The sequence below is a fragment of the Methanococcoides vulcani genome, assembly GCF_900111645.1.
Classification (GTDB): Archaea; Halobacteriota; Methanosarcinia; order Methanosarcinales; family Methanosarcinaceae; genus Methanococcoides; species Methanococcoides vulcani.
In genome coordinates, this window is record NZ_FOHQ01000003.1 from 60,643 (window position 1) to 83,738 (window position 23,096).

16 protein-coding genes are annotated in these 23,096 nt (G+C 43.7%); 12 read left to right on the forward strand and 4 right to left on the reverse strand.

Going from position 1 to position 23,096, the window contains the following annotated elements; genetic code table 11:
• Positions 1-48: 48 nt before the first annotated feature.
• The 3 genes from BMX02_RS05650 to BMX02_RS05660 form a co-directional block, all read right to left on the reverse strand.
• Positions 49-306: a hypothetical protein gene (locus tag BMX02_RS05650; RefSeq protein ID WP_091689732.1), complete on the reverse strand. Its 258-nt coding sequence runs from the start codon at positions 304-306 to the stop codon at positions 49-51.
• 404 nt (positions 307-710) lie between these two features.
• The gene (locus BMX02_RS05655; RefSeq protein ID WP_244625155.1) at positions 711-1,130 is read right to left on the reverse strand and encodes a hypothetical protein; all 420 of its coding nucleotides are present in this window, start codon (positions 1,128-1,130) and stop codon (positions 711-713) included.
• Positions 1,127-2,002 carry a rhomboid family intramembrane serine protease gene (locus tag BMX02_RS05660; protein ID WP_091689733.1) on the reverse strand — a complete coding sequence of 292 codons (876 nt, stop codon included), beginning with the start codon at positions 2,000-2,002 and terminating at the stop codon, positions 1,127-1,129. The genes BMX02_RS05655 and BMX02_RS05660 overlap by 4 nt, the downstream gene beginning before the upstream one ends.
• A 368-nt stretch (positions 2,003-2,370) precedes the next feature.
• Between BMX02_RS05660 and cdhA the strand changes: the two genes are divergently transcribed.
• The 7 genes from cdhA (at position 2,371) to BMX02_RS05695 (ending at position 11,316) form a co-directional block, all read left to right on the forward strand.
• Entirely contained in the window at positions 2,371-4,788 is a 2,418-nt protein-coding gene (gene cdhA / locus BMX02_RS05665; protein ID WP_091689734.1) for a CO dehydrogenase/acetyl-CoA synthase complex subunit alpha, read from the forward strand.
• A gap of 3 nt (positions 4,789-4,791) precedes the next feature.
• Entirely contained in the window at positions 4,792-5,307 is a 516-nt protein-coding gene (gene cdhB, locus BMX02_RS05670) for a CO dehydrogenase/acetyl-CoA synthase complex subunit epsilon (RefSeq protein WP_091689735.1), read from the forward strand.
• 62 nt (positions 5,308-5,369) lie between these two features.
• A complete protein-coding gene (gene cdhC / locus BMX02_RS05675; protein ID WP_091689736.1) occupies positions 5,370-6,776 on the forward strand; it encodes a CO dehydrogenase/CO-methylating acetyl-CoA synthase complex subunit beta in 1,407 nt (468 codons plus the stop codon).
• A gap of 12 nt (positions 6,777-6,788) precedes the next feature.
• On the forward strand, positions 6,789-7,541 hold the full coding sequence (locus tag BMX02_RS05680) for an ATP-binding protein (protein ID WP_091689737.1): 753 nt from the start codon (positions 6,789-6,791) through the stop codon (positions 7,539-7,541).
• A 40-nt stretch (positions 7,542-7,581) separates the two neighbouring features.
• The gene (cdhD, locus tag BMX02_RS05685; protein ID WP_091689738.1) at positions 7,582-8,898 is read left to right on the forward strand and encodes a CO dehydrogenase/acetyl-CoA synthase subunit delta; all 1,317 of its coding nucleotides are present in this window, start codon (positions 7,582-7,584) and stop codon (positions 8,896-8,898) included.
• Between the two features lie 3 nt (positions 8,899-8,901).
• Positions 8,902-10,311 carry an acetyl-CoA decarbonylase/synthase complex subunit gamma gene (gene acsC / locus BMX02_RS05690; protein WP_091689739.1) on the forward strand — a complete coding sequence of 470 codons (1,410 nt, stop codon included), beginning with the start codon at positions 8,902-8,904 and terminating at the stop codon, positions 10,309-10,311.
• 72 nt (positions 10,312-10,383) lie between these two features.
• Entirely contained in the window at positions 10,384-11,316 is a 933-nt protein-coding gene (locus tag BMX02_RS05695) for an alpha/beta hydrolase (protein WP_091689740.1), read from the forward strand.
• Between the two features lie 92 nt (positions 11,317-11,408).
• Here the strand turns inward: BMX02_RS05695 and cobN are convergent, their stop codons facing one another.
• Positions 11,409-17,582, reverse strand: a complete 6,174-nt coding sequence (gene cobN, locus BMX02_RS05700; RefSeq protein WP_210409179.1) for a cobaltochelatase subunit CobN — start codon at positions 17,580-17,582, stop codon at positions 11,409-11,411.
• Positions 17,583-18,367: 785 nt separating this feature from the next.
• Between cobN and BMX02_RS05710 the strand changes: the two genes are divergently transcribed.
• The 5 genes from BMX02_RS05710 (at position 18,368) to BMX02_RS05730 (ending at position 23,031) form a co-directional block, all read left to right on the forward strand.
• Complete coding sequence (locus BMX02_RS05710) at positions 18,368-19,594, forward strand: NAD(P)/FAD-dependent oxidoreductase (RefSeq protein WP_091689741.1); 1,227 nt, start codon at positions 18,368-18,370, stop codon at positions 19,592-19,594.
• A gap of 56 nt (positions 19,595-19,650) precedes the next feature.
• Positions 19,651-20,712, forward strand: a complete 1,062-nt coding sequence (locus BMX02_RS05715; protein ID WP_091689742.1) for a 60S ribosomal export protein NMD3 — start codon at positions 19,651-19,653, stop codon at positions 20,710-20,712.
• On the forward strand, positions 20,696-21,877 hold the full coding sequence (locus BMX02_RS05720) for an ATP-grasp domain-containing protein (RefSeq protein ID WP_091689743.1): 1,182 nt from the start codon (positions 20,696-20,698) through the stop codon (positions 21,875-21,877). Before BMX02_RS05715 ends, BMX02_RS05720 begins: the two co-directional genes overlap by 17 nt.
• Before the next feature lie 147 nt (positions 21,878-22,024).
• Entirely contained in the window at positions 22,025-22,528 is a 504-nt protein-coding gene (locus tag BMX02_RS05725) for a transcription factor (protein WP_091689744.1), read from the forward strand.
• Positions 22,525-23,031, forward strand: a complete 507-nt coding sequence (locus tag BMX02_RS05730; RefSeq protein ID WP_091689745.1) for a TIGR00295 family protein — start codon at positions 22,525-22,527, stop codon at positions 23,029-23,031. Before BMX02_RS05725 ends, BMX02_RS05730 begins: the two co-directional genes overlap by 4 nt.
• Positions 23,032-23,096 lie beyond the last annotated feature (65 nt).

Consider the following 23,096-nt stretch of genomic DNA (forward strand, 5'->3'; position numbering starts at 1 on the left):
CTTAAAGCATTAACTATGTACGTAGTTAAAAAAAAGAATTGAAAGATATTATTCCTTTTCTTCAGATCCAGAGTGATACACAATTGAATCCCTTGCATATGTTCCACGCTTTTTAGAAGGATTGGAATCAAATAGCTCGCTCATCTCCAGAGAAAGACCCGTGAACCTTTCATGAAGCATATTAATGTAAGCTGTCAACTCAGTGATCTGACCATCCAGGTCCATGATCTTTTCATCTTTTTCCTGTAGCTGACGCTTAAGTCCCTCGATCTGTCTCTGAATTTCCTTGAATGGATCATTTTCCATAAATAGCACCTCTTAAGAGATCATGAACAATAAATGATAGAAATTTGATGTATCTTTAATGCCAACTTAATGGATAAAGCTTATTGTTTGTTATAATGTTTGACGGTTTCAAAAACCAATATTAAAAATGGTTCTCTTTAACATCGAGTGGGTAATTTTAACGTCCTGCAAGCAAATATTCACAATTGTAGATCATCTCCCTGCACAATCCTTTAATTGTGATGTGGTATTTTTGCTCATTCGATTGCGATTTGCATTAGTTCTTTGAATTCCATGACGCTTGAAAGGTAGATGTAAATAAATTTAGTTACCCACTCGATGTTGAGGAGATCCTTAAAAAATAATACCAAACAATGATCTCAAAAAGAATATCAAAGATCAGTATCAGATCTTACAATAAAGGTTTACAATATTTCTTCAAGAGAACTTCTTTTTGCACGTACTTCAACAGGCCGGTCTTCAAGCCTGAAATGATTGATGGCCTTTTTGCCCTGTTTTTTTCTTGTATAACGCAATTCTCCTCCGTAGAGCAGAAAATCATTCAGCACATCTTCGAACTGGATGCGTTCTGTGTGTGATAGTTCTATTACACTTATTCCATCAAGCAACCAGTTGTATACTTTAAGAAGAAAGACCTCACGCACACGTTTAAGCTTGTCAGGATCATAATTGCATGGTGCAGTGAGGTAGATGGTCCTTTTAAGTTCAGGTGACCAGCCTGCGATCTTTTCTTCCATTTCAATAAATTGTATGGGTATCTCTTCCCCTTCTTCAGGTCTTGGCCGGTATCTTGCAAGGTGGCGGTTATCAGTTTTCAGATTCACCACCTTCGAGGATCATACTCTGCTCTTCTGCGTTGTTTTCTGGTATTCCTGATCCGAATTCCCATGTAAAGTCCTACCAGAACACCACTGAGGTGTGCAGTATGGGCGATCATGTCAGGAGCTCCTATTAACGCAAAGTCAAGCAGTACAAAGAGCAAGAGCGCATATTTGATCTTCATAGGTATGAAGTAGACATATACCTGCATATCAGGGGCTAATATAGTAAGTGTCGCGAAAACTCCCATGATAGCACCGCTGGCTCCGACCATAGGGTAGCTGACACTGCTTGTCAGGGCATATCCAAGGGCTGCTACAACTCCTGAGATGAAGTAAACATACAGGAACATGTCCTTTCCGATGCGTCTTTCCAGTTCTCTTCCGAAGAAGAACAATACCAGCATGTTAAATAATATATGCCCGAAACTGGCATGCAGGAACATGTGAGTTATCAAGGTCCAGGGCTTTAAGAATATCGTGTTCGGGACAAGCTGGAAGAAATCCACATAGCCTGGTATCAGCTCAAGGAAGAATGAAATGATGCAGATGAATATAATGGCCATTGACGGACTTGTCGATATTGATGACCTTGTCCTGTGAACTGCACCTGTAGCTGCTCCTTTTGCAGCAGTTCTGGCTGCATCCTTCATCATATTCTTTATAACGTCATCCATTTCCGGTCCGTATGCCTGACCTCCGGTGTTGCTTCTGTTATAGTTCCCTGACGTCCCTGAAGAATATCCTGCATTGCGATCAAGGCCCTCGCAGGCATGTCTTTCAGGAAGTCGGTGGTCTGAGCAAAACGTTTTGCCACAATGACGACAGGTAAACATCATAAGTTCCTGTTTGCCACATATCCAGCATTTATTATCCAAAGTATCCTCCCGATCACAAATAATATTATCCGGATCTAATAAGTCAATATCTGCTATCAAATAAAATGATTTCTAATGGTGCTCATCCCGACACCACTCGTTATTTTATACAGTAATGGTGATTTTTAAAATTTGCTGGATACTCCTCTTGCTTTTAGTTTTTGTAACACTGTAAACTCACAAAAGAATTATCTAGTATAATCATGATAAATCCCGGATACGTTTATATATGAGATGCGCATACTACATTCCACATTCAAAAGACTGTGCATCAGTTATTACGTTTTATTCAATTCGTAACACCGCGGGAAAATTGTCTATATACCCGTCTAACTACTAAATGTTCAATCCAGGAGGAGAGAAAACATATGAGTGAGCTAACTACAGGTAGTTTTTCTATCGGCGACCTTGAAAATGTTCAGATTACTATCAATAACATTGTAGGTGCTATTGATAAACAGATGGAAAAAAGCGATGAGGAAATGGGTCCTACACCTAAGCCAGGTGTCTCTTCATTGAGGGATTGGGATCATACTATCTTTGAAAGATACAACCCGATCTATACTCCAATGTGTGACCAGTGTTGTTATTGTACCTTCGGTCCTTGTGATCTGAGTGGAAACAAGGAAGGTGCCTGTGGTATCAATCTGGAAGCCCATAATGCACGTGAGTTCATGCTTCGTGTCATGACAGGTGCAGCAGCACACTCCGGACATGGAAGACACCTTCTTCATCATATGATCGACCTGTACGGAAAAGATTATCCCCTAGATGTCGGACCTACTAATATTATAGCTCCGAACGTTCAGGCTGTTACAGGTATCAAACCAGAAACACTTGGCGATCTTGATATTGTACTGAACTATGTGGAAGAACAGCTTACACAATTGCTTGCAGCAGTTCACGCAGGTCAGGAAGGGGCAGCTATTGACTTTGAGTCAAAGGCAATGCACGGTGGTATGATCGACCACGTAGGTATGGAAGTTTCCGACATTGTCCAGATCTCGTGTCTTGGATTCCCTAAATCTGATGCAAACCCACCACTTGCAGACATAGGGATGGGTTGCATAGATCCATCCAAGCCAAATCTCATTGTTATCGGTCACAATGTAGCAGCTGTTACCGATATTATTGATTACATGGAAGACAACGATCTTTCCGATAAGATCGAGCTTGGTGGTCTGTGCTGTACTGCACTTGACATGACCCGTTACAAGATGGACGGTTCAGCAGAGGATCAGGTTCCTAAGGCCAAGATCATAGGATCCCTTGCAAAAGAGCTTAAGATGATCAGATCAGGTGCTCCTGATGTTATCGTTGTTGATGAGCAGTGCATCCGTGCAGATGTTCTTCCGGAAGCACAGAAGCTCATGATCCCCGTGATCACTACCAATGACAAGGTCATGTACGGTCTGAAAGATCGTTCCAATGATGATGTCGAAGATATCCTTGCTGATCTTACAAGTGGAAAGGAACCAGGAGCATTGCTGCTCGACTTCGAGAAGGTCGGAGAGATCGCTCCAAGACTTGCAATGATGATGTCTGAGATCAGGAAGCAGAAAGGTATTAAGGCACTTCCTACAGAGGAAGAGCTAAAAGACCAGGTCGACAAATGTGTCCACTGTCTTGCCTGTGAAATAGCATGTCCTGACAACCTGCCAATAAGTGAAGCAATGAAACTCGCAAAAGAGGGTGACTTCACAAAGTTCGAGTGGATCCATGACAAGTGTATCGGATGTGGCAGATGTGAATTTGCCTGTCCAAAAGATATTGATATCGTTAACGTCATCGAGAAATCCTCTCAGAAACTGATCCGCAACGAGATCGGAAAGGTACGTGCAGGTAGAGGACCTATCAGTGACCCTGAGATCAGGGAAGAGGGTGTTAACCTTGTCCTTGGTACAACACCGGGAATTGTTGCAATGGTTGGATGTTCCAATTACCCTGATGGTACGAAGGACCTTTTCGACATTGCAAAGGAGATGCTTCAGAGGAACTATATTGTTGTTGTTTCAGGATGTTCTGCAATGGACCTTGGAATGTACAAGGACGAGGATGGTCTGACACTTTATGAAAAGTATCCTGCAAAATTCAAGAGTGGTGGACTTATTAACGTAGGTTCCTGTGTATCCAACGCACATATTACTGCAGCTGTCATCAAGGTCGCAGCTATTTTTGCACAGAAACAGGTTTCAGGGAACTACGAAGAGCTTGCTGATTACTCACTCAACCGTGTCGGTGCTGTTGGTGTTGCATGGGGAGCATATTCCCAGAAAGCTGCTTCCATCGGTACAGGCTGCTCAAGGCTCGGTATCCCTGTCATTCTTGGACCTCACGGTTCAAAGTACCGCAGGGCACTGATTGCAAAGCCTTACGAGGACCAGAAGTGGAATGTGTACGATGCAAGGGATGGCAGTGAGATGAAGATCCCGGCTGCCCCGGAGTTCCTGCTCACAACCTGTGAAACCATCGAGGAAATGATGCCTATGCTTGCAAAGAGCTGTATCCGCCCAAGTGACAACAACATGGGAAGGATGATCAAGCTGACGCATTATATCGAGCTTAGCCAGAAGTATCTTGGTGTCATGCCAGATGACTGGCAGAATTATGTGAGGATGGAAACAGATCTTCCGCTTGCAAAACGTCAAGAGTTGCTGAAGATACTGGAAGAAGAGCATGGTTGGGAGATAGACTGGAAGAGGAAGAAGATCCTTTCAGGACCAGTGATGAAATCAGATGTTTCAGCACAGCCGACCAACCTTAAGAGACTTTGCAAGGAGGCTTAAATCATGGTCGACGTTATTAAAAATACTCAGATGCACTGCACATATGGCTGTAAGACCTCAAAAGCGGTCCAGCCAAATGTTGCCGGCAAGTTGATCTCGAAGGCAAAACGTCCTCTGTTCGTTGTGGGATCACAGATCCTTAAAGATGAAGAGCTGTTGAAACGTGCCATTGAGATCGCAAAGAAAGCTGATATACCGGTAGCAGCTACCGGTCATTCTATGAAGGGTTTTGTCGATGCCGATGTGGATGCTAAATACATCAACATCCACGCCCTTGCAACATATCTATGTGATCCTAACTGGACCGGCCTTGACGGGAAAGGACAGTATGATACAATTATCACGCTGGGGCATTACAAGTATTATATCAATCAGGTATATTCAGGTCTGAAGAACTTCTCTAACCTTAAGACCATATCTATCGACAGGCAATACCTCCAGAATGCTACCATGTCCTTTGGGAACATAACCCCTGAGGTACTTCTTGAAGCACTGGATGAATTGATAGAGAATCTTTAAGACCCGACAAAATCACATAAATCATATTACAAACATTAGATGACCATTACGGAGGACAAAATATGGCAGAGGAATATCCCTTTGAGATATCCCCTATGTTCGAAGGGGAAAGGATTAGAAAGGACGGCATGTTCGTCGAACTCTCAGGACCGAAATCAAAAGGTTACGAGCTTGTAAGAGCTACACCTATGGATGAAATCGAGGACGGTAAGTTCACACTTATCGGCCCTGATCTTTCAGAGATGGAAGAGGGATCAAGATACCCGTTTGCAATGATCTACAAGATCGCAGGAGAACTTGTGGAAGAAGACCTTGAGTCTATCGTTGAACGTAGGAACCACGATTTCCAGAACTACATCCAGGGTTTAATGCACTTGAACCAGCGTTACGATGTATGGATACGTGTCAGCAAGGATGCTGTGGGCAAGGGCTTAACATCCTTTGAGCCAATAGCACAAGCTGTTATGATGCTCTTCAAGAACGAGCTTCCATTCATAGAGAAGGTCGAAGCTGTCTATGTAACAGATCTTGCAGAGATCGAGAAAGAGATGGATAATGTAAAGGCCATCTATAAGTCAAGAGATGACAGGACACGTGACCTGCACGATGAGGACGTAGACACTTTCTACGGCTGCAGTCTCTGTCAGTCATTTGCTCCATCCAACGTTTGTGTCATCACACCAGACAGGATCTCACTTTGTGGTGCTATCAACTGGTTCGACGGAAGGGCAGCTGCCAAGGTCGATCCTGAAGGTCCACAGTTCGCGATTCCAAAAGGCGATGTGGTCGATGCTGAATCCGGTGAGTACTCCGGTGTGAACGAGATCGCAAAGTCACTTTCAAGCGGTGAATATGACCGTATCAAGCTTCACTCATTCTTTGAATATCCACACACATCATGTGGTTGCTTTGAGGTAGTAGGTTTCTACATACCTGAGGTCGATGGTATTGGCTGGGTAGACAGGGATTATGCAGGCACTGCACCAAATGGTCTTCCATTCTCTACAATGGCAGGTCAGACCGGTGGTGGAAAACAGGTAGCTGGTTTCCTTGGTGTCGGTATCAATTACTTCAGGTCACCAAAGTTCATTCAATCCGATGGTGGATGGGATCGTGTCGTATGGATGCCAAAACACTTGAAAGACCGTGTGCTTTCTGACATACCTGCTGATATTGCTGATAAGGTTGCAACCGAAGAAGATGCTCCGGACCTTGATTCATTGAGGAGTTTCCTTACTGACAAGGGTCATCCAATAGTCGAGAGATGGGAAGCAGAGGAAGAACCTGAGGCAGAAGAAGAGGTTCAGGAAGAAGCAACATTTGCAGCACCGGCAATGATGCAGGCAGCAATGCCAATGCAGGGTATGCCAATGATGATGCCACCTTCATCCGGAACCGGCGGTGTCAAGATCATCCTCAAGAATGCAAAGGTCAGCATAGACAAAGTGATAATCCAGAAAAAGGAGTAAACGAGGTCTTCTGTGACAAAAGTAATTGCAATAACAGGTAAGGGCGGAACAGGGAAGACTGCAATAACCAGTCTTCTTATCCGCCATCTTACAAGAACTGATAAGTTGGTCCTCGCTATCGATGCAGACCCGGATACGAACCTTCCGGAAACCCTTGGTTGCGAGACTGTCAAGACAGTCGGTGATATGAAGCAGTTCATGCAGGATGAAAGGGACAACTTCCCTCCTGACATTAACAAGCAGTCCATCTTCGAATCAAAGATCTATGAGATCCTTGAGGAGATGTCCAATTACGACCTTATCGTAATGGGTCGTCCGGAAGGCTCCGGATGCTATTGCTATGTTAATAACCTGCTTCGTGGTATCATGGACAAGGTCGTAAAGAACTATGATGTTGTGATTCTTGATACCGAAGCCGGGCTTGAGCATTTCAGTCGTAAGATCATCCGTGATGTTGATGATCTCATCGTGGTTACCGATGGCTCAAGACGTGGTCTGAGGACTGCCGAGCGCATCAGGGAACTTACCGAGGAACTTGAGACCAATATCAGGAATATCTATGTTGTTGCGAACAAGGTCACAGATGCCAATAAGGAAGAAATCGAGAGAACTGCAAAAGACCTTGATCTCGAACTCATCGGAACTGTTCCGATGGACAGTATGATCGCAGAAAGGGACTTGAAGGGCCTGCCTCTTTTCGACCTTCCTGACGAGTCTGTTGCTGTACAAGAGGTCGGAAAGATCGCGGAGAAACTTGGTTTATAAGAACTTTCATTACTTCATTTAATCAAATGGTGGAATTCATATGTCAAATAAGATGAAATTATCAGGTCTTACTGATATTCTAAAAGATCTTGATGTCGAGTCACTTGAAGGAGTGACCATCGAAGGAGACATCGAGCTTGATATCAGTGGAGGCGGAGGTCTTAATCCTGCTATGGCCTATGCACTTGGTCATGAAGCAGCACAGATCTCATTACATGTCGCAAACATCGCAAGGATGTTGGGATACCCGGTTGACCAGCTTTTTGCTGCATCCATGGGCGGACTCCCACAGGTGCCAGTAGCCGGACAGTCCAGGATACAGGAGCTTATTCCTGCAAAGTTAGATGTTGCAAAGATGAGCGAATGGGCTACTCCTATCCAGGAAGTGACCCTTGGTGCTACATCAGCAGATGGCGGTTCCAGGAAGAACACTATCACTCTGGGTGGCGAGAATGCACTTCCATATTACTTCGATGCTGAAATGCCACACCGCAACTACGTTACAATGGATGTCTTCGATATGCCTATCGGAATGGCAAAATCTGTCAAAGGCAACTATGAAGATGTTATCAACGATCCTGCGGAATGGGCAAAGAAGGTCGTACGTGACTTCAATGCAGACATGGTCACCATACACCTTATCTCAACAGATCCTCTCATAAACGATACACCTGCAAGGGAAGCAGCAAAGGTCGTAGAAGATGTTCTTCAGGCCGTTGATGTGCCTATTGTTATAGGTGGTTCAGGTAATCCAAAGAAGGACCCTGAGGTCCTTGAAAAGGCAGCAGAGGCTGCAGAAGGCGAGCGTGTACTGCTGGCATCTGCAAGTCTTAACCTTGATTACGAAAGAGTTGCAAAGGCTGCAACAGATCACGGTCATGCAGTACTGTCATGGACACAGCTTGAGATCAATGCACAGAAAGAACTTAACAGGAAGCTCATGAAGCAGTGTGGTGTCCCAAGGGACAGCATCGTAATGGACCCGACAACCGCAGCTCTTGGCTACGGTCTGGACTATGCTTACACTAACATGGAACGTATAAGGCTTGCAGGTCTTATGGGTGATGAAGAACTGACATTCCCGATGTCTTCCGGTACTACCAATGCATGGGGTGCCCGTGAGTCATGGATGAAGGAATCACCACTCAACCAGGATTCCGACTGGGGTCCACGTGAGTACAGGGGTCCTATCTGGGAGATCGTCACAGGTCTTACACTCTCACTTGCAGGAAACGACATGTTCATGATGATGCATCCAACATCTGTACAGGTTCTCAAGGAGATCACACAGACACTCTATGGTTCCATTGAGGCAGATGAGATCGACATTACTAACTGGGTCGGAGCGGAGGTGTGATAAATGAAAATTAACAGCCCTCTTGAAGCTTATAAATTCCTTCCGGGCACCAACTGTGGTGAGTGTGGTGAAACATCCTGTATGGCATTTGCATCCCACCTTATTGACAGATCATTGAAAGCTACTGATTGTACACCTCTTGTAAGTGAGGAGAAGTACAAGAAAAAGTATGATGAACTGGAAGCACTTCTTGCACCTGAGATCAGGGAAGTTGTGATCGGTGTCGGTGAAAAGGCAGTGAGTATCGGTGGCGATGATGTATTGCACCGCCATAAACTTACATTCTTCAACAAGACCGCATTCGCATACGATGTCTGGGACACTATGGATGAGAAGGACCTTGTTGAAAGGGTCAACAAGATACAGGACTTCAAGAAATTCTATGTAGGAGATTTCCTGACACTTGACATGATCGCAGTGCGCAGCGTTTCAGATGATCCTGCAAAGTTCGCAGCAGCAGTAAAGAAAGTAATGGAAACAACTGAGTTCCCAATGGTCCTCTGTTCATTCAACCCTGAAGTTCTCAAAGCAGGACTTGAGGTGGCAGCAGAGAAGAGACCGCTTCTTTATGCAGCTAACAAGGACAACTGGCAGGATGTCGCAGCTCTTGCACAGGAATACAATGTTCCTGTGACAGTGTTCGCACCAAATGATCTTGACATGCTCAAATCACTGGCCAAGACATTCTCAGAGAATGGCATTGAGGATGTTGTCCTCGATCCGGGAACATTCCCAACAGGCAAGGGACTGAGAACAACCTTCCAGAACTTCCTGAAGATCAGAAGGGCAGGCATCAACGGTGACCGCGACATTGCATTCCCGATCATGGCAGTGCCTCTTACAGCATGGATGGCACACGATGACGATGTCAGTGCATCCTACTGGGAGACCGTGGTCGCATCAGTGTTCACTATCAAGTACGGCGATATCATGATACTCCACAGTATCGAGCCATACGCACAGCTGCCACAGGTCCACATCCGTGACACCATCTACACCGACCCGCGTAAACCGGTCACAGTAGATCCGGGAGTCTATGAGGTAGGTTCACCAACAGCAGATTCACCACTGCTTGTCACAGCCAACTTCGCCCTGACATACTACACTGTAGAGAGCGACCTGTCATCCAATGGCATTGACTGTTATCTCACAGCTATCGACACCGATGGTATTGGTGTGGAAGCTGCTGTAGCAGGCGGTCAGCTCACAGCTGCAAAGATCAAGAAGGGACTGGAAGATGCAGGCTTCGATATGAAGGAGAAGCTTAACAACAATGTTATTGTGCTTCCGGGACTTGGGGCACGTCTTCAGGGTGATGTGGAAGACGAGACCGGCGCAGCAGTAATGATCGGTCCGACTGACTCAGGCAGGCTGCCTGGCTGGATGGAACAGAACTGGCCACCAAAGAAATAACTCAATTTATCCTATCCGTGTCAGCTCTGGCACGGAAAACCTTTTTTTTATTGTGCAACCATTTGTTTAGCTATGGCTAAGATCAAACCAAAGCAATCATTCCTGAAACGTCACAACAATATTGTGCTTTTAATCGGCCTGTCACTATTGCTCGCAGGTTTTTACGGTATTGTGTACAACCAGGAAGATGAATGGGTAATGACAGAAGATAGCTTGCTGTCATATCCTGAACGTGAAGAACTCGAGTATTCTGTTATGGATGTTGATGACTCCAATTCAGATTATGTTGTAAAGACTATTTCCTATACAAGCAGGGAAAAACAGGTGAGTTCCCTTCTGACAATTCCTGGGACGAGCAATAATAATAGCAATGCAGTTCCTGCAGTGGTCATTTTACCAGGTGCAGGAGTTACCAAAGAGGGTGAACATGGTCTTTCTGTGCTGCTGGCTGAAATGGGCTATGCATCCATCGTCATCGACCAGCGCAATCTTGGTGCAGTGGATGTGGAAAAGGATATAATGCTCTTCAGGAACGGTGCTGAGCCTGTGGAATTCCTTATGGTCTATGATGCATTGATGGCATCAGATGTGTTGCGTGACCAGCCTGAAATAGATGGCTCGAAGATAGCAATGCTCGGTTCGAGTAACGGTGGCAGGTTTGCGATCATTGCAACATCTATCGATGAGTCCATCTCCGGTGTTATCGGCATAAGTACAAGCGGATATGGATCTGATTCTCTCGATCGGGAGGAAGTAATTGACCAGGCAGCTTATGATCTTTACATATCGATCGACCCTGACAACTATGTTGGCAACATATCACCGCGTCCTTTTGTGATGATAAACTCTCTCAATGATACCATCATTCCTTACTATACCGCCATGAGAACGTTCGGGAAAGCAGAAGAACCTAAGTCATTCGGAACCGTTGATGGCACAGCACATGGTTATACTGATGCAATGTATCCATATATGAAGGACGGACTGGAAGAGATCTTTGCTTAATGAATGAATGAATGAATGAATGAATAATTAAGCAATCAAAAAAGTAAAAATAAAAAAGAAACAGGCATCCATTTAAGGATGCCACTTATTTCTTAGAGTCTTTGCCTGCGAAATCCATAGATGATAGTTCCTACAGCAAGAAGAACAACTGCAGTAGCTATCACATCGGATCCTGAGAAACCACTTGATGATGCATTCTCTTCAGAGGTCGTTTCCTTTGTCATCTCGTATCCTTCCACGTAGTTGTCATCCACTGGTGCAGGTGCCTGTTCTGTAACAGTTCCATAACCTGCAGCATCATTGCTTGTGCTTGTACTATTGACGATGTTTGCAGAAGGTGTGTTCGAGCTGCTCTTGTGGAAACTCGTTTCAGAAGAACGATGTGTTGCATCCTGCATCAATTCGTTGTACTTGTCCAAGGTATCTTTGTCCACATCTACTCCCAGAAGAGATATCTGTCCGGATATGAAATTATCGAGCGAAGGGTTCCCACAGGTGTGATGGCAACAGGTAACATCGTTCTCAGCTACCGATTCGACATACTCTTTAATAAGAGTTTTTAGTACCTCCTCAGATACATCCCAGTTACCCTTTCTTGCAGTTTCGATCATTCTTGCATTCATGGACTGGTATGCATAAGGGTTGTTCTCTTTCATCCAGTCAGAGTTTTCACCTGTCATGTATGTTTCATACACATTGTCCCAGACGTAGTCATCGATCAGATCCGGGCAGACGGCTTCCCATCCCCAGAGGTTTTCAACGAAATCACCCATCATACCTGCACCTTCAAAACCATGCTGCTGCATACCTTCGATCCATGTAGGGTTGAGATACCTTGTCACGATCTCTCTTGAAAGGTATGTTTTCAAGGTTTCTATGGTTTCAGCATCCGGGTTCTGGAGGTTCATTATATAGGTATCCGGAGTTGTACCGGAAGCCTGTCCTACGACCAGACTCAATCCTCCCATGTACTGGAAGAAGTCATCGGTGTCAAGGGCACCATATGTATTCGAACTGCGGCTGTGCAAGATGGCATTTACATCTTCAAGGTTGTCACCAAAGACTTCCTCATTATCCACGGAGCTATCAGCTACATCCCACTGGCTGACGATATCTTCTACGCTTTCTCCCCAGACATATTCACCATAGGCATTGCTCATCCTTTCCATGTAAAGATCAGCAAGAACGGTGTTGTTATCCCAGGTATCACTTGCAGATATCGCATTTGCCATACCTGTTCCATAGGCACCGTCTTCAGGACCGAAAATCCTGAGCAGGGAAATGGTCATGGAAGCGGTTTCATTCTGGAAGGTTGTATTCAGTCCTTCATAGATATTGTTGGTATTTTCTCTTACAAAGTTCGTATTCTCTGCAGGAGCATATGGGATATATTCAGGCGTAGGACGTTCTTCTTTTTCACCATATCCATTATCAGGTGCATTGTATGCGAGGTAGACTGCCTTGTCGATCAATTCTACTTTATGCGGGAAGGTGTCCCTGTAAAGACCGGAGATCTGCACAAGTACGTCTATACGTGGGCGTCCAAGTTCTGAAGAATCTATCAACACGACATCTTCAACATCGTCCCCATCATCATCCCATACAGGCCTGACACCGAGGAGGTAAAGTATCTCTGCTTCCATCACACCTTCGTGACGTGTGGATTCCCCGGCCCAGAGGATAAATGCAACTTTGTTTGGATATTCACCATCATTTTCAGCCTTGTACATGTCAATGGTCTCGTTGGCAAGATCCATTCCAAGTTCCCAGGCCTGCCTTGTTGGTATGAGCTGTTCATCGAAGGCATAGAAGTTCCTGCCTGATGGAAGTGCATCCGGACGAAGTATTGGATCCCCTCCAAGGTTGGATTCTATATATTTTCCATCCATTGCGTTGAGAACCTGCTGTACCTCATCCTCACTCTGACCAAGGTTGTAGGCATATTCCGTAGCATCTGATAGATAATCATCCATTGCAACTGAATTGTTACCAACACCAAGAACCTGTTCCTGAGCAAACGTGGAATTTAATCCCAGATTCAGAACAAGGTCGAGAAGCAACACTGGTGCAGTTTCGGATGTGTTGTACAGTGCGACTTCCTCCTTGAAATCATTTCCAAGCATGGAACATACCATCTCACTTAGCTGTTCATCTTGCGGTGAAGTACCAAGGATATGCAAACCATATGGCATAGATGTGGTCCTTAGTTCCCTGAGAACATCATCAAGTTCATCCAGGAACTCTTCCCTTGTCGACTCACCCTTGGAATGACTCATATTGACCCTTTCATCCAGATGCAATTCAAGTGTCAGGTTAACGATCTCGTTATAGCGTAACTCCTGCATATTCGGGTCACTGGAAAGAGCGTTATACTGACTTATCTTGTCGTTCAATTCGGTATAATTTCCATAACTTCCGGACATTACCACAGGTGGTATGAGGTGATCGATTATGATCGCATTACCTCTGCGTTTTGCCTGCATGCCTTCTCCCATACCATCCATTACGTATGGGTAGACGACAGGAATGTCACTGACCATGAGGGCAGGCCACTCGTCCCTGAACAGACCGAATTCTTTTCCAGGCAACCATTCGACAGTACCATGTCTACCCATATTTACCATCACATCGGCATCAAACTCGTTCTGCAACCATAGATAGAATGCGATGTACTGGTGGTGAGGTGGCAGGTCTCCTGAATGGTAGAGTGCATCATTGTCCTGTAACCAGCCTCTTGTAGGTTGCGGGGCAAGGATCACATTGTCACTAACTTCTATTTTAGGTATAACGACGAAGCTGTTACCTGAACGATCTTCGTATATCATGACCTCTCCAGGAGCTTCACCCCACATTTCAACTACTTCCTGCTTTCTTTCTTCAGGAAGCTCATCGAACCAACCATGATATGTTTCTTCAGGGATCAATGTCACTTTGCCTGTCTCGACAAGGTCTTCCAGTTCTCCAGGTGCCCAGGTTCCAATATTTGTACCCTGCTTCACAAAGAGATCTACAAGTTCTGTTTCGTTAGGAATGCTTGAACTTTCTACATCATAACCTGAGTCGGCCATTCCTTTCAGAAGATTATTGATACTTGGGACGACTTCAAGGTATGAAGCACCTATGTTGTCTTTTCCTGCTCCATGGTTATAGTACAGGATAACTACTTTCTTGTCAGATTCGTTCTTTGAAGAAAGTTCTGTCTGTGCTTCAGCCCTGTCCACAAGCCAATCAATCTGACTATCAACTGGAACGTAAATATCATTACCCTGGGAATCGACTTCTTCTGATGCGATCATAATCGGATCGATCCAGCCCCATGTCTCAGGTCTGTACATCCTCAGCATATAGGTGTTAGGCAGCGGGTTATTTGTAGCCTCCCACTCTTCCAGGTTCATGTAACCGTTGAGTACGGTGTTCATCACTGGTACACCCAGATCTTCTTTGTCGAAAGGTTGACTGCGATAAGTGCTTGAAAGTATCAGGTCGACTTTAGTTTCAGGAGTATGGTTGAAGAACGGGTCTACATAATTACTTCTTGAACCATAGCATGGAATTACATTTATGCCTCTGGATTCGAAGTTTCTGATAAGCTCATCGAAAGGCATCAGGTCGTCTGGATAATAAGAACTGTAGAATAGTATACCTACAGTTGGTGCATTTTCATCAAAGGAATGATTGGTTCCCGTCCTGTTGCTATACCAGTCGAAATATTCTGTGGCACTGGATGTGAAATGGGACAATTCGGTCATGTCTGGATGATAAATGGCTTTTTCCAGACCGTCTGGACCTTTCACCTCAAGATCATCCCTGCCTCCATATTCCTTTGAAAGGAAGAAGATCATGTTATCAAAGTTTGAGGTATCCATAGCACCATATATCCAGTAATCCTGGAGGTAATCCCGCAGATCATCCTCGTCGGAAAAGACGGATGGTATGTATGGGATATTCTGGTTCAGGTGAGTATTATATCCTATTACTACCGTACCATTTGCTATTGCAGCATTAATCTCATCTTCGATCATAGATGCACTATCCGTGAACATGTTCACATATATGATGTCAGTATCACTGAGGTTTACGTCTTCTGTAAGTGTGGAAGGTAGATAATAGGATACAGTAATGTTGTAAGTCGAATTTTCATTAATCCTGCTTACAAGTCCATCGAACTGTTGTTTATAGCTTTCATAACCAGTTATCAATGCAATATTGATGTGAGGACCATTTGCTGCAGCTCCTGACTCAGCATATATCTTTTTAAGCAGAACAAGATCTGTACCAACTTTTGGAGATCCAGATTTACTTAGTGTAAGACCTGAAACTGTCGTTCTATCTAGGTATGCAAGTATGGCATCGTGATAATTGCTCTGATTCTTGCGCATTGCAAACGTAATGTTCATAGGAGTGCCGTTTTCGACATTAAAATCACTTACATTTGTTAACCACATACCACCCATTGCAGTACTGTATATAACACCCGATAAGCTGTAATCCCCGTTCGGCACGTTATCGAAAAGGTAGTAACCGGTTTCATTACTGGTTGTATTGTCAACGAACTCACCATTCTGGTCAGTTAGAACCAGATCTGTACCAACTTTTGGAGATCCAGATTTACTTAGTGTAAGACCTGAAACTGTCGTTCTATCTAGGTATGCAAGTATGGCATCGTGATCATTGCTTTCATTCTTGCGCATTGCAAACGTAATGTTCATAGCAGTGCCGTTTTCGACAGTGAATTCACTGACATTTGTTAACCACATGCCACCCATTGCAGTACTGTATATAACACCTGATAAGCTGTAATCCCCGTTGGGGACGTTATCGAAAAGGTAGTAACCAGTATTATTACTGGTTGTATTGTCAACAAACTCACCATTTTGGTCAGTTAATATGAGATCTGAACCAACTTTTGGAGAGCCTGATTTACTGAGTGTAAACCCTGAAACTGTCGTTCGGTCAATATATGAAAGTATTGCCTCGTGATCATTGCTCTCATTCTTGCGCATTGCAAACGTAATGTTCATAGGAGTGCCGTTTTCTACAGTAAACTCACTAACATTAGTTAACCACATGCCACCCATTGCAGTGCTATATATAACACCTGATAACCTGTAATCACCATTTGGTACGTTATCGAAAAGGTAGTAACCGGTTTCATTACTGGTTGCATTTCCAAATAACTTGAAAGTTGTAGTAAAAGTTGGAGTTTCTTCTGTTTCTTCTGGCTCTGTATTTTCATCTGTAAATACATTTTTAAGCAGAACGAGATTAGTACCAACTTTTGCAGACCCACTCTTGCTTACCGTCCTGCCTGAAACAGCAGTTCTATCCAGGTATGCAAGTATTGCCTCGTGATCATTGCTCTCATTCTTGCGCATTGCAAACGTAATGTTCACAGCAGTGCCGTTTTCTACAGTGAATTCACTGACATTTGTTAACCACATGCCACCCATTGCAGTGCTATATATAACACCCGATAAGCTGTAATCCCCGTTGGGGACGTTATCGAAAAGGTAGTAACCGGTTTCATTGCTGGTTGTATTGTCAACAAACTCACCATTTTGGTCAGTTAAAACAAGATTAGTACCAACTTTTGCAGACCCACTCTTGCTTACCGTCCTGCCTAAAACAGCAGTTCTATCCAGGTATGCAAGTATTGCCTCGTGATCATTGCTTTCATTCTTGCGCATTGCAAACGTAATGTTCATAGGAGTGCCGTTTTCGACAGTGAACTCACTGACATTTGTTAACCACATGCCACCCATTGCAGTGCTATATATAACACCCGATAAGCTGTAATCCCCGTTGGGGACGTTATCGAAAAGGTAGTAACCGGTTTCATTGCTGGTTGTATTGTCAACGAACTCACCATTCTGGTCAGTTAAAACAAGATTAGTACCAACTTTTGCAGACCCACTCTTGCTTACCGTTCTGCCTGAAACAGCAGTTCTATCCAGGTATGCAAGTATAACATCGTGATCATTGCTCTCATTCTTGCGCATTGCAAACGTAATGTTCATAGCAGTGCCGTTTTCTACAGTAAAATCACTGACATTCGTTAACCACATACCACCCATTGCAGTACTATATATTACTGAAGCCAGTCGGTAATTTCCATTCGGAACATCACTAAAACTAAAGTTCCCGTTCTCATCACTCGTCGTATTCGCAACGACTTCCATATTTTCATAATTTCCAGCCGATACCACTGGCATTGCAAGTGCCAGCAACAAAAGTATGCTTAAAGCTAATATGCCGCATTTTCTCATATACCTACCACCAATAATGCAGTGCCTTCTGTCAATTAGTAGAGTTGACCGGATGGCTGCATTCAATTTATTAAGTTTTTTCAATTTCGTTGTTTTAAATTCACTTTAGATAATGTAAGTCAACTTGTTTTCAGCTTCAAAAAAAATTAACACATGTTTTATTTCCTTAGTATAGCCAGACGTTAATACCTCAAATTCAAGGTCGAGCATTTAGCTTCTATACATTCTGTAGCAGGAAATTTGGTCTGGTCAATTCCTTTATTGTATTAGTGACTCGATTTTCTAAAGATGATTTTATGTATGCAATTATACTAACAAATAAAGTGTTATAAACTTTTATTTTATCATTATATAATTACAATTGAATGTTTGAGACCGATTTATGTCTTGTATATTCTCATATGTAGAACAAATTATAGTATATAAATTTGCTGAATATGCAATTAATATTATCTTAAATACTAAGAATATATTTGCTATTATCTGTCTTGATGCTTTTTTCTAAAGCCTACAATTATTTTGGAAAAACCAGTTTAAACTATTATTTTGAGAAAAACATACTATTTAATAAACACCAATTTTATTTCGTATATTTTAATATATAAAAAACAGTATACAACACGCACAGTATGTATATGTAAATTGACCTTTTCGAACGAAAGTTCACATCCAAAAAACAGTGCCTCTGCAAGCATTGTACTACAATATTCTTAAATAAAATAACTCAATTCTATCATCGTTCCTGATCAGTAGAAATAGATGATAAGGATCTTCGGAGCAATATTATGAAAGATCGGTATGATGTGATCGTTGTAGGTGCAGGACCTGCTGGTTCAATAGCAGCAACCACTGCTGCCAGAAAAGGGCTTTCTGTTCTTCTTCTTGAAAAGCGACAGGAAATAGGTGCACCTGTAAGGTGTGCTGAAGGTGTAAGCAAAAAACGACTTCAACAGCATATTGAACCTGATGAAAAATGGATCTGCTCTGAACTTAAAGGAGCCCATATCATATCTCCCAACGGGATTACTATAGCTATGTCTGAAGAGAATGCCGGGTCGGAAGTCGGTTATGTCCTTGACAGAAAGATATTTGATCGTGCACTTACAGAGCAAAGTGTAGAAGCTGGTGCTGATGTGCTGGTAAAGGCCAGGGTAACCGGACTTGTCACTGAGGATGATTCTATATGTGGCGTTCACCTGATGTATCATGGTGAAATGCATACGGTCCACTCCAGTATTGTCATTGGTGCAGATGGAGTTGAATCCAAGGTTGGTAGGTGGGCAGGCATCGATACATCCCTTAAGCCTTCACAGGTTGAAACATGTGCACAGTTTCTTGTAAGTGGTTCTGGTATAAATCAGGATTTCTGTTATTTTTATATCGGAAACGAAGTTGCACCTGCAGGATATATCTGGTTGTTCCCTAAAGGTGGCGACGTTGCAAATGTAGGTATCGGTATACTTGGAAACAAGTCCGGTAGCAAGAGGCCGATAGATCTATTAACCGACTTTGTTGCAAAGAATATTCCTGAAGGCAGGATCATTGAACGAGTGGCTGGTGCAGTTCCTGCAAGTGGTCCTATTGAGAGGACCATTGCCAACGGATTGATGCTTGTAGGTGATGCTGCAAGACAGTCTGATCCCTTTACAGGCGGTGGTATCAGTAATGCCATGGATGCGGGAATGATGGCAGGTGAGGTTGCAGCAAAGGCTATTGAAGTCGGCGACGTTTCAGAGGATATTCTTCAGGAATATGAACTACTCTGGCGTGAGACCATCGGAAAGGATATTGGGAACAGCCTGATCGTGAAGGACACTTTCTTCAACCTGCCGGATGAGGATCTCAACAGTCTTGCTGAATCGGTAAGGGATGTTAATTTTGATAAGATGGATTTCATTGTGCTTGCATCAGCATTGTTCAAGAGTAACAAGAAACTTCTCTGGAACCTCAGGCCATTGTTTGCACAAAAGTTAAAGCAGAAGTTCTCTGCTAAAGGTATATTCAGGAAATGAAGTTTGTTGTATTGTACAAAAGACTAATATCTAACTACTAACCATTCACAACTCTAATGAGCCTTACATTATGCCCGAAGTGTGGGGCAGAAACCAGAAGACTCTACAAAAACGTTTGTAGAAAATGCTTTTTAGAACAATTCACTTTAGCTGAGCTTCCGCTTGTCCTTCACACCAGAATATGCTCCAGGTGCAATGCACGATTTGACCGCAATAAATGGCGGGATGAAGGAGACCTTGAGGATATAGTCATAAGAACTGTCGAAGATGAGCTTTTTGTCCACGATGAAGCGGATAATGTTGAGATCTACATTAATCCCCGAGAGATGACTCCACATCTCTACAGGGTAAAAGTAGAAATTGATGCCATGGTCGAGGGAGAACCACTACATCAGGAGCTTAAGGCAGAGGTTCGCATAATACGTGAAGCCTGTGACAGGTGCAGCCGGATGGCAGGTGGCTATTTCGAGGCGATCCTGCAGATAAGGGCAGCCAACAGAATAGTGACTCCTGAAGAGATCGATGCCTGTAAGCTCATCTGTGCCAATATGGTCGAGAAATTATGGAAAAAAGGAGACCGCTTTGCGTTCATTACGGATTGCATTGATTCAAAGGATGGAGCTGATCTATATCTTGGTTCGGCAAATGCAGGCTGCCAGATATGCAAGGCCATCGTATCAGAAATTGGAGGGACCTTTTCGGAGTCTCCTACGCTTTACAGTCATAAAGACGGGAAAGACCTTTACAGAATTACTTTTTCCATGAGATTACCTGAGTTCATGCCGGGTGACATAATTCTCTTCAAAGATAGTGTCATAGAAATAAGGAACTCCGGGAAGAACTCCAAAGGTATCTACCTTGCAAGTGGTGCTAGGTTCCTTGAAGAAACCGAAAAACTGAATGGTGCTATACGCATAGCCAACAGGGACGATGCAGTTGGTGCTGTTCTTGTGGCTGTGGAGGGCGATGATATAATGGTCCTTGATCCTTCTACTTATCAAACTATAACATTGAAGAAACCCATGTTCTTCTCATCCGAGTCAGGCAGTGAGATCCCGGTGATCAGTACCGAGCAGGGACTTTTTGCTCTGCCGGAGGACAGTGCACACAAACTATAAGGGGGCTATCTTTCTGGAGAACGTTCTTGTTTTAGGATACAGTAGCAGGAACATAGCCTGCTCGGCTACAAAAGCTGGCTACAATGTCTATGCCATCGATGCCTTCTGTGACATGGACCTGAAGGAAAATACAGTTGCATGTCAATCCCTTCTTACGGATGAATCCATTGATATCAAGAATATAGATAAAAAGACTATTCTGGAACTGATCGATAACTTTGATGTGTATCCTGATGCTGTAGTACTTGGCTCCGGTTTTGAAGAACTGGACCTGGGAGATCTGTCCTGTAAGATACTGAACAATGACCCTGTTACCATGAAACAGGTTTCTGACAAATCATTTCTTGCAAAAGAGCTCGAGTCTCTGGGAATCCTTCATCCTCGCTCGGGTAATGTGGAAGAAGCTGATGAGATAGGCTATCCCCTGATGGTAAAACCCAAGTGTGCAGGAGGGGGGCGTTTGAACCGGATAGCACACAATGAAGATGACCTGAATGCTATTATGGAGGAAATCCCTGAACTTGATCCGACATTGACATCCGGGGATATCATGGTCCAGGAGTTCCTGTCAGGTTTCCCTGCAAGTGTTTCTCTCATAGCGGATGGATCCCGTGCAGTTCCTATAGCAGCCAACGAGCAGCTCATTGGTGTTCCCTGGCTTTCCGGTTTACCTTTTGCATACTGTGGCAATATAACACCCTACAGGACACCTTACACTCAACAGATGTATGAGATCTCTGAAAAGATCGCATCCGAATTTGGACTTATAGGTTCCAATGGTGTGGATTTCCTGCTGACCGATACAGGTCCTGTTGTAATAGAAGTAAATGCCCGATTGCAGGGAAGTCTGGATACTGTGGAAATGGCAACCGGTTTTAATCTCTTTGATCTTCATGTGCAATCCTTTGATGGCATCCTTCCGGAAGACATTCCTGATATCTGTCAATATGCTATTCGGGCTGTATTGTATGCTGATAAAGCTGTAACTGTCGATGGATCATTTTATGAGATGATCAGGGCCGAATCCATTGCTGATATTCCTGCACCGGGATATCAGGCACTTCCCGATGATCCTGTTGCATCAATACTCGCTGCTGGTACAACCCGGGAAGATGTTATGGAAAAGGCATTGAACATAACATACAGGATAAGGAAACTGCCTTAAGGCCGGATATATCTAGAGACATGAATCTTATGGCAGTTAGTTATGGATTAGCTATAAATAACAAAATACCCAAGAGTCCTATCCTTAAATTAATATTTATTCATACTATCTACTTATACACACTATCTTACTTGAAAGGTGATACTATTGACAGATTTAAATGATCCAGTCGTCCGAGGATATCTGATACAATTGATGGGTGAAGAGGGGCTTGAGATGATCGAGAAGATGCCGGCGGAGGGCGAGGTCACTGACGAGCAGATCGCCGAAGCAACCGGTGTTATGCTCAACATTGTCAGGAGAACACTTTTCATCATGAACGAGAACAAGCTTGCAATTTGCAGAAGGGAGCGTGATTCCAGCAGTGGTTGGCTTACTTACCTGTGGCAGCTCGATCTCAGTGACATCGAGTCCCATCTTGCAAAGGAAAAAAAGAAACTGTTCAAGAACCTTCAGTTACGTCTTGAATCTGAGGAAGACAATGTATTCTACACCTGTCCTGAAGGATGTGTAAGGTTCCAGTTCAACGATGCCAGTGAATGTGAGTTCCTTTGTCCTGCATGCGGTGAGGACCTGATGTTCGAAGACAACTCACCCATGGTTGAAAAGCTCACCAAACGTCTTGATGAGCTAAAAACAAATAATTCATGATCTCACCTTCTGATGCCCTGGAATTGCTTGAGAAAGCAGGCTGTGCAGCGAACGTTATCCGTCATTGTCAGGTCGTTTCAAAAAAGGCAGTGGAAATTGCTGTTGCGTACAGGGGATCAGGTAAGGATATCGATCTTGATATCGTGGAAGTGGGTGCCCTTCTTCATGATATTGGAAGATGTCGCACTCATGGAATAAGACACGCTCTGGAAGGGGTATCGATCGCAGAAGATCTTGGTCTGGATCTCCGTCTTATACGTATTATAAGGAACCATATCGGTGCGGGTATAACCTGTCAGGAAGCTTCACTTCTGGGTCTTCCTGAGGATGATTATCTTCCTGTGAGCATTGAGGAAAAGATAGTGGCTCATGCTGATAATCTTGTAATGGGAGAAGAAAGTGTGACCATTTCAAGGTGTATCCAGCGCATGAAGGACAGGGGAATGAGTGAAGAGGCAATTTCAAGGGTTCAGGATCTTGCGAATGAGGTTGGAATTTATTGACCTCTATGTTGTTATTTCAAAAATGACTATGGATAAATTTATATATTAAAATCACTAAAGGGATG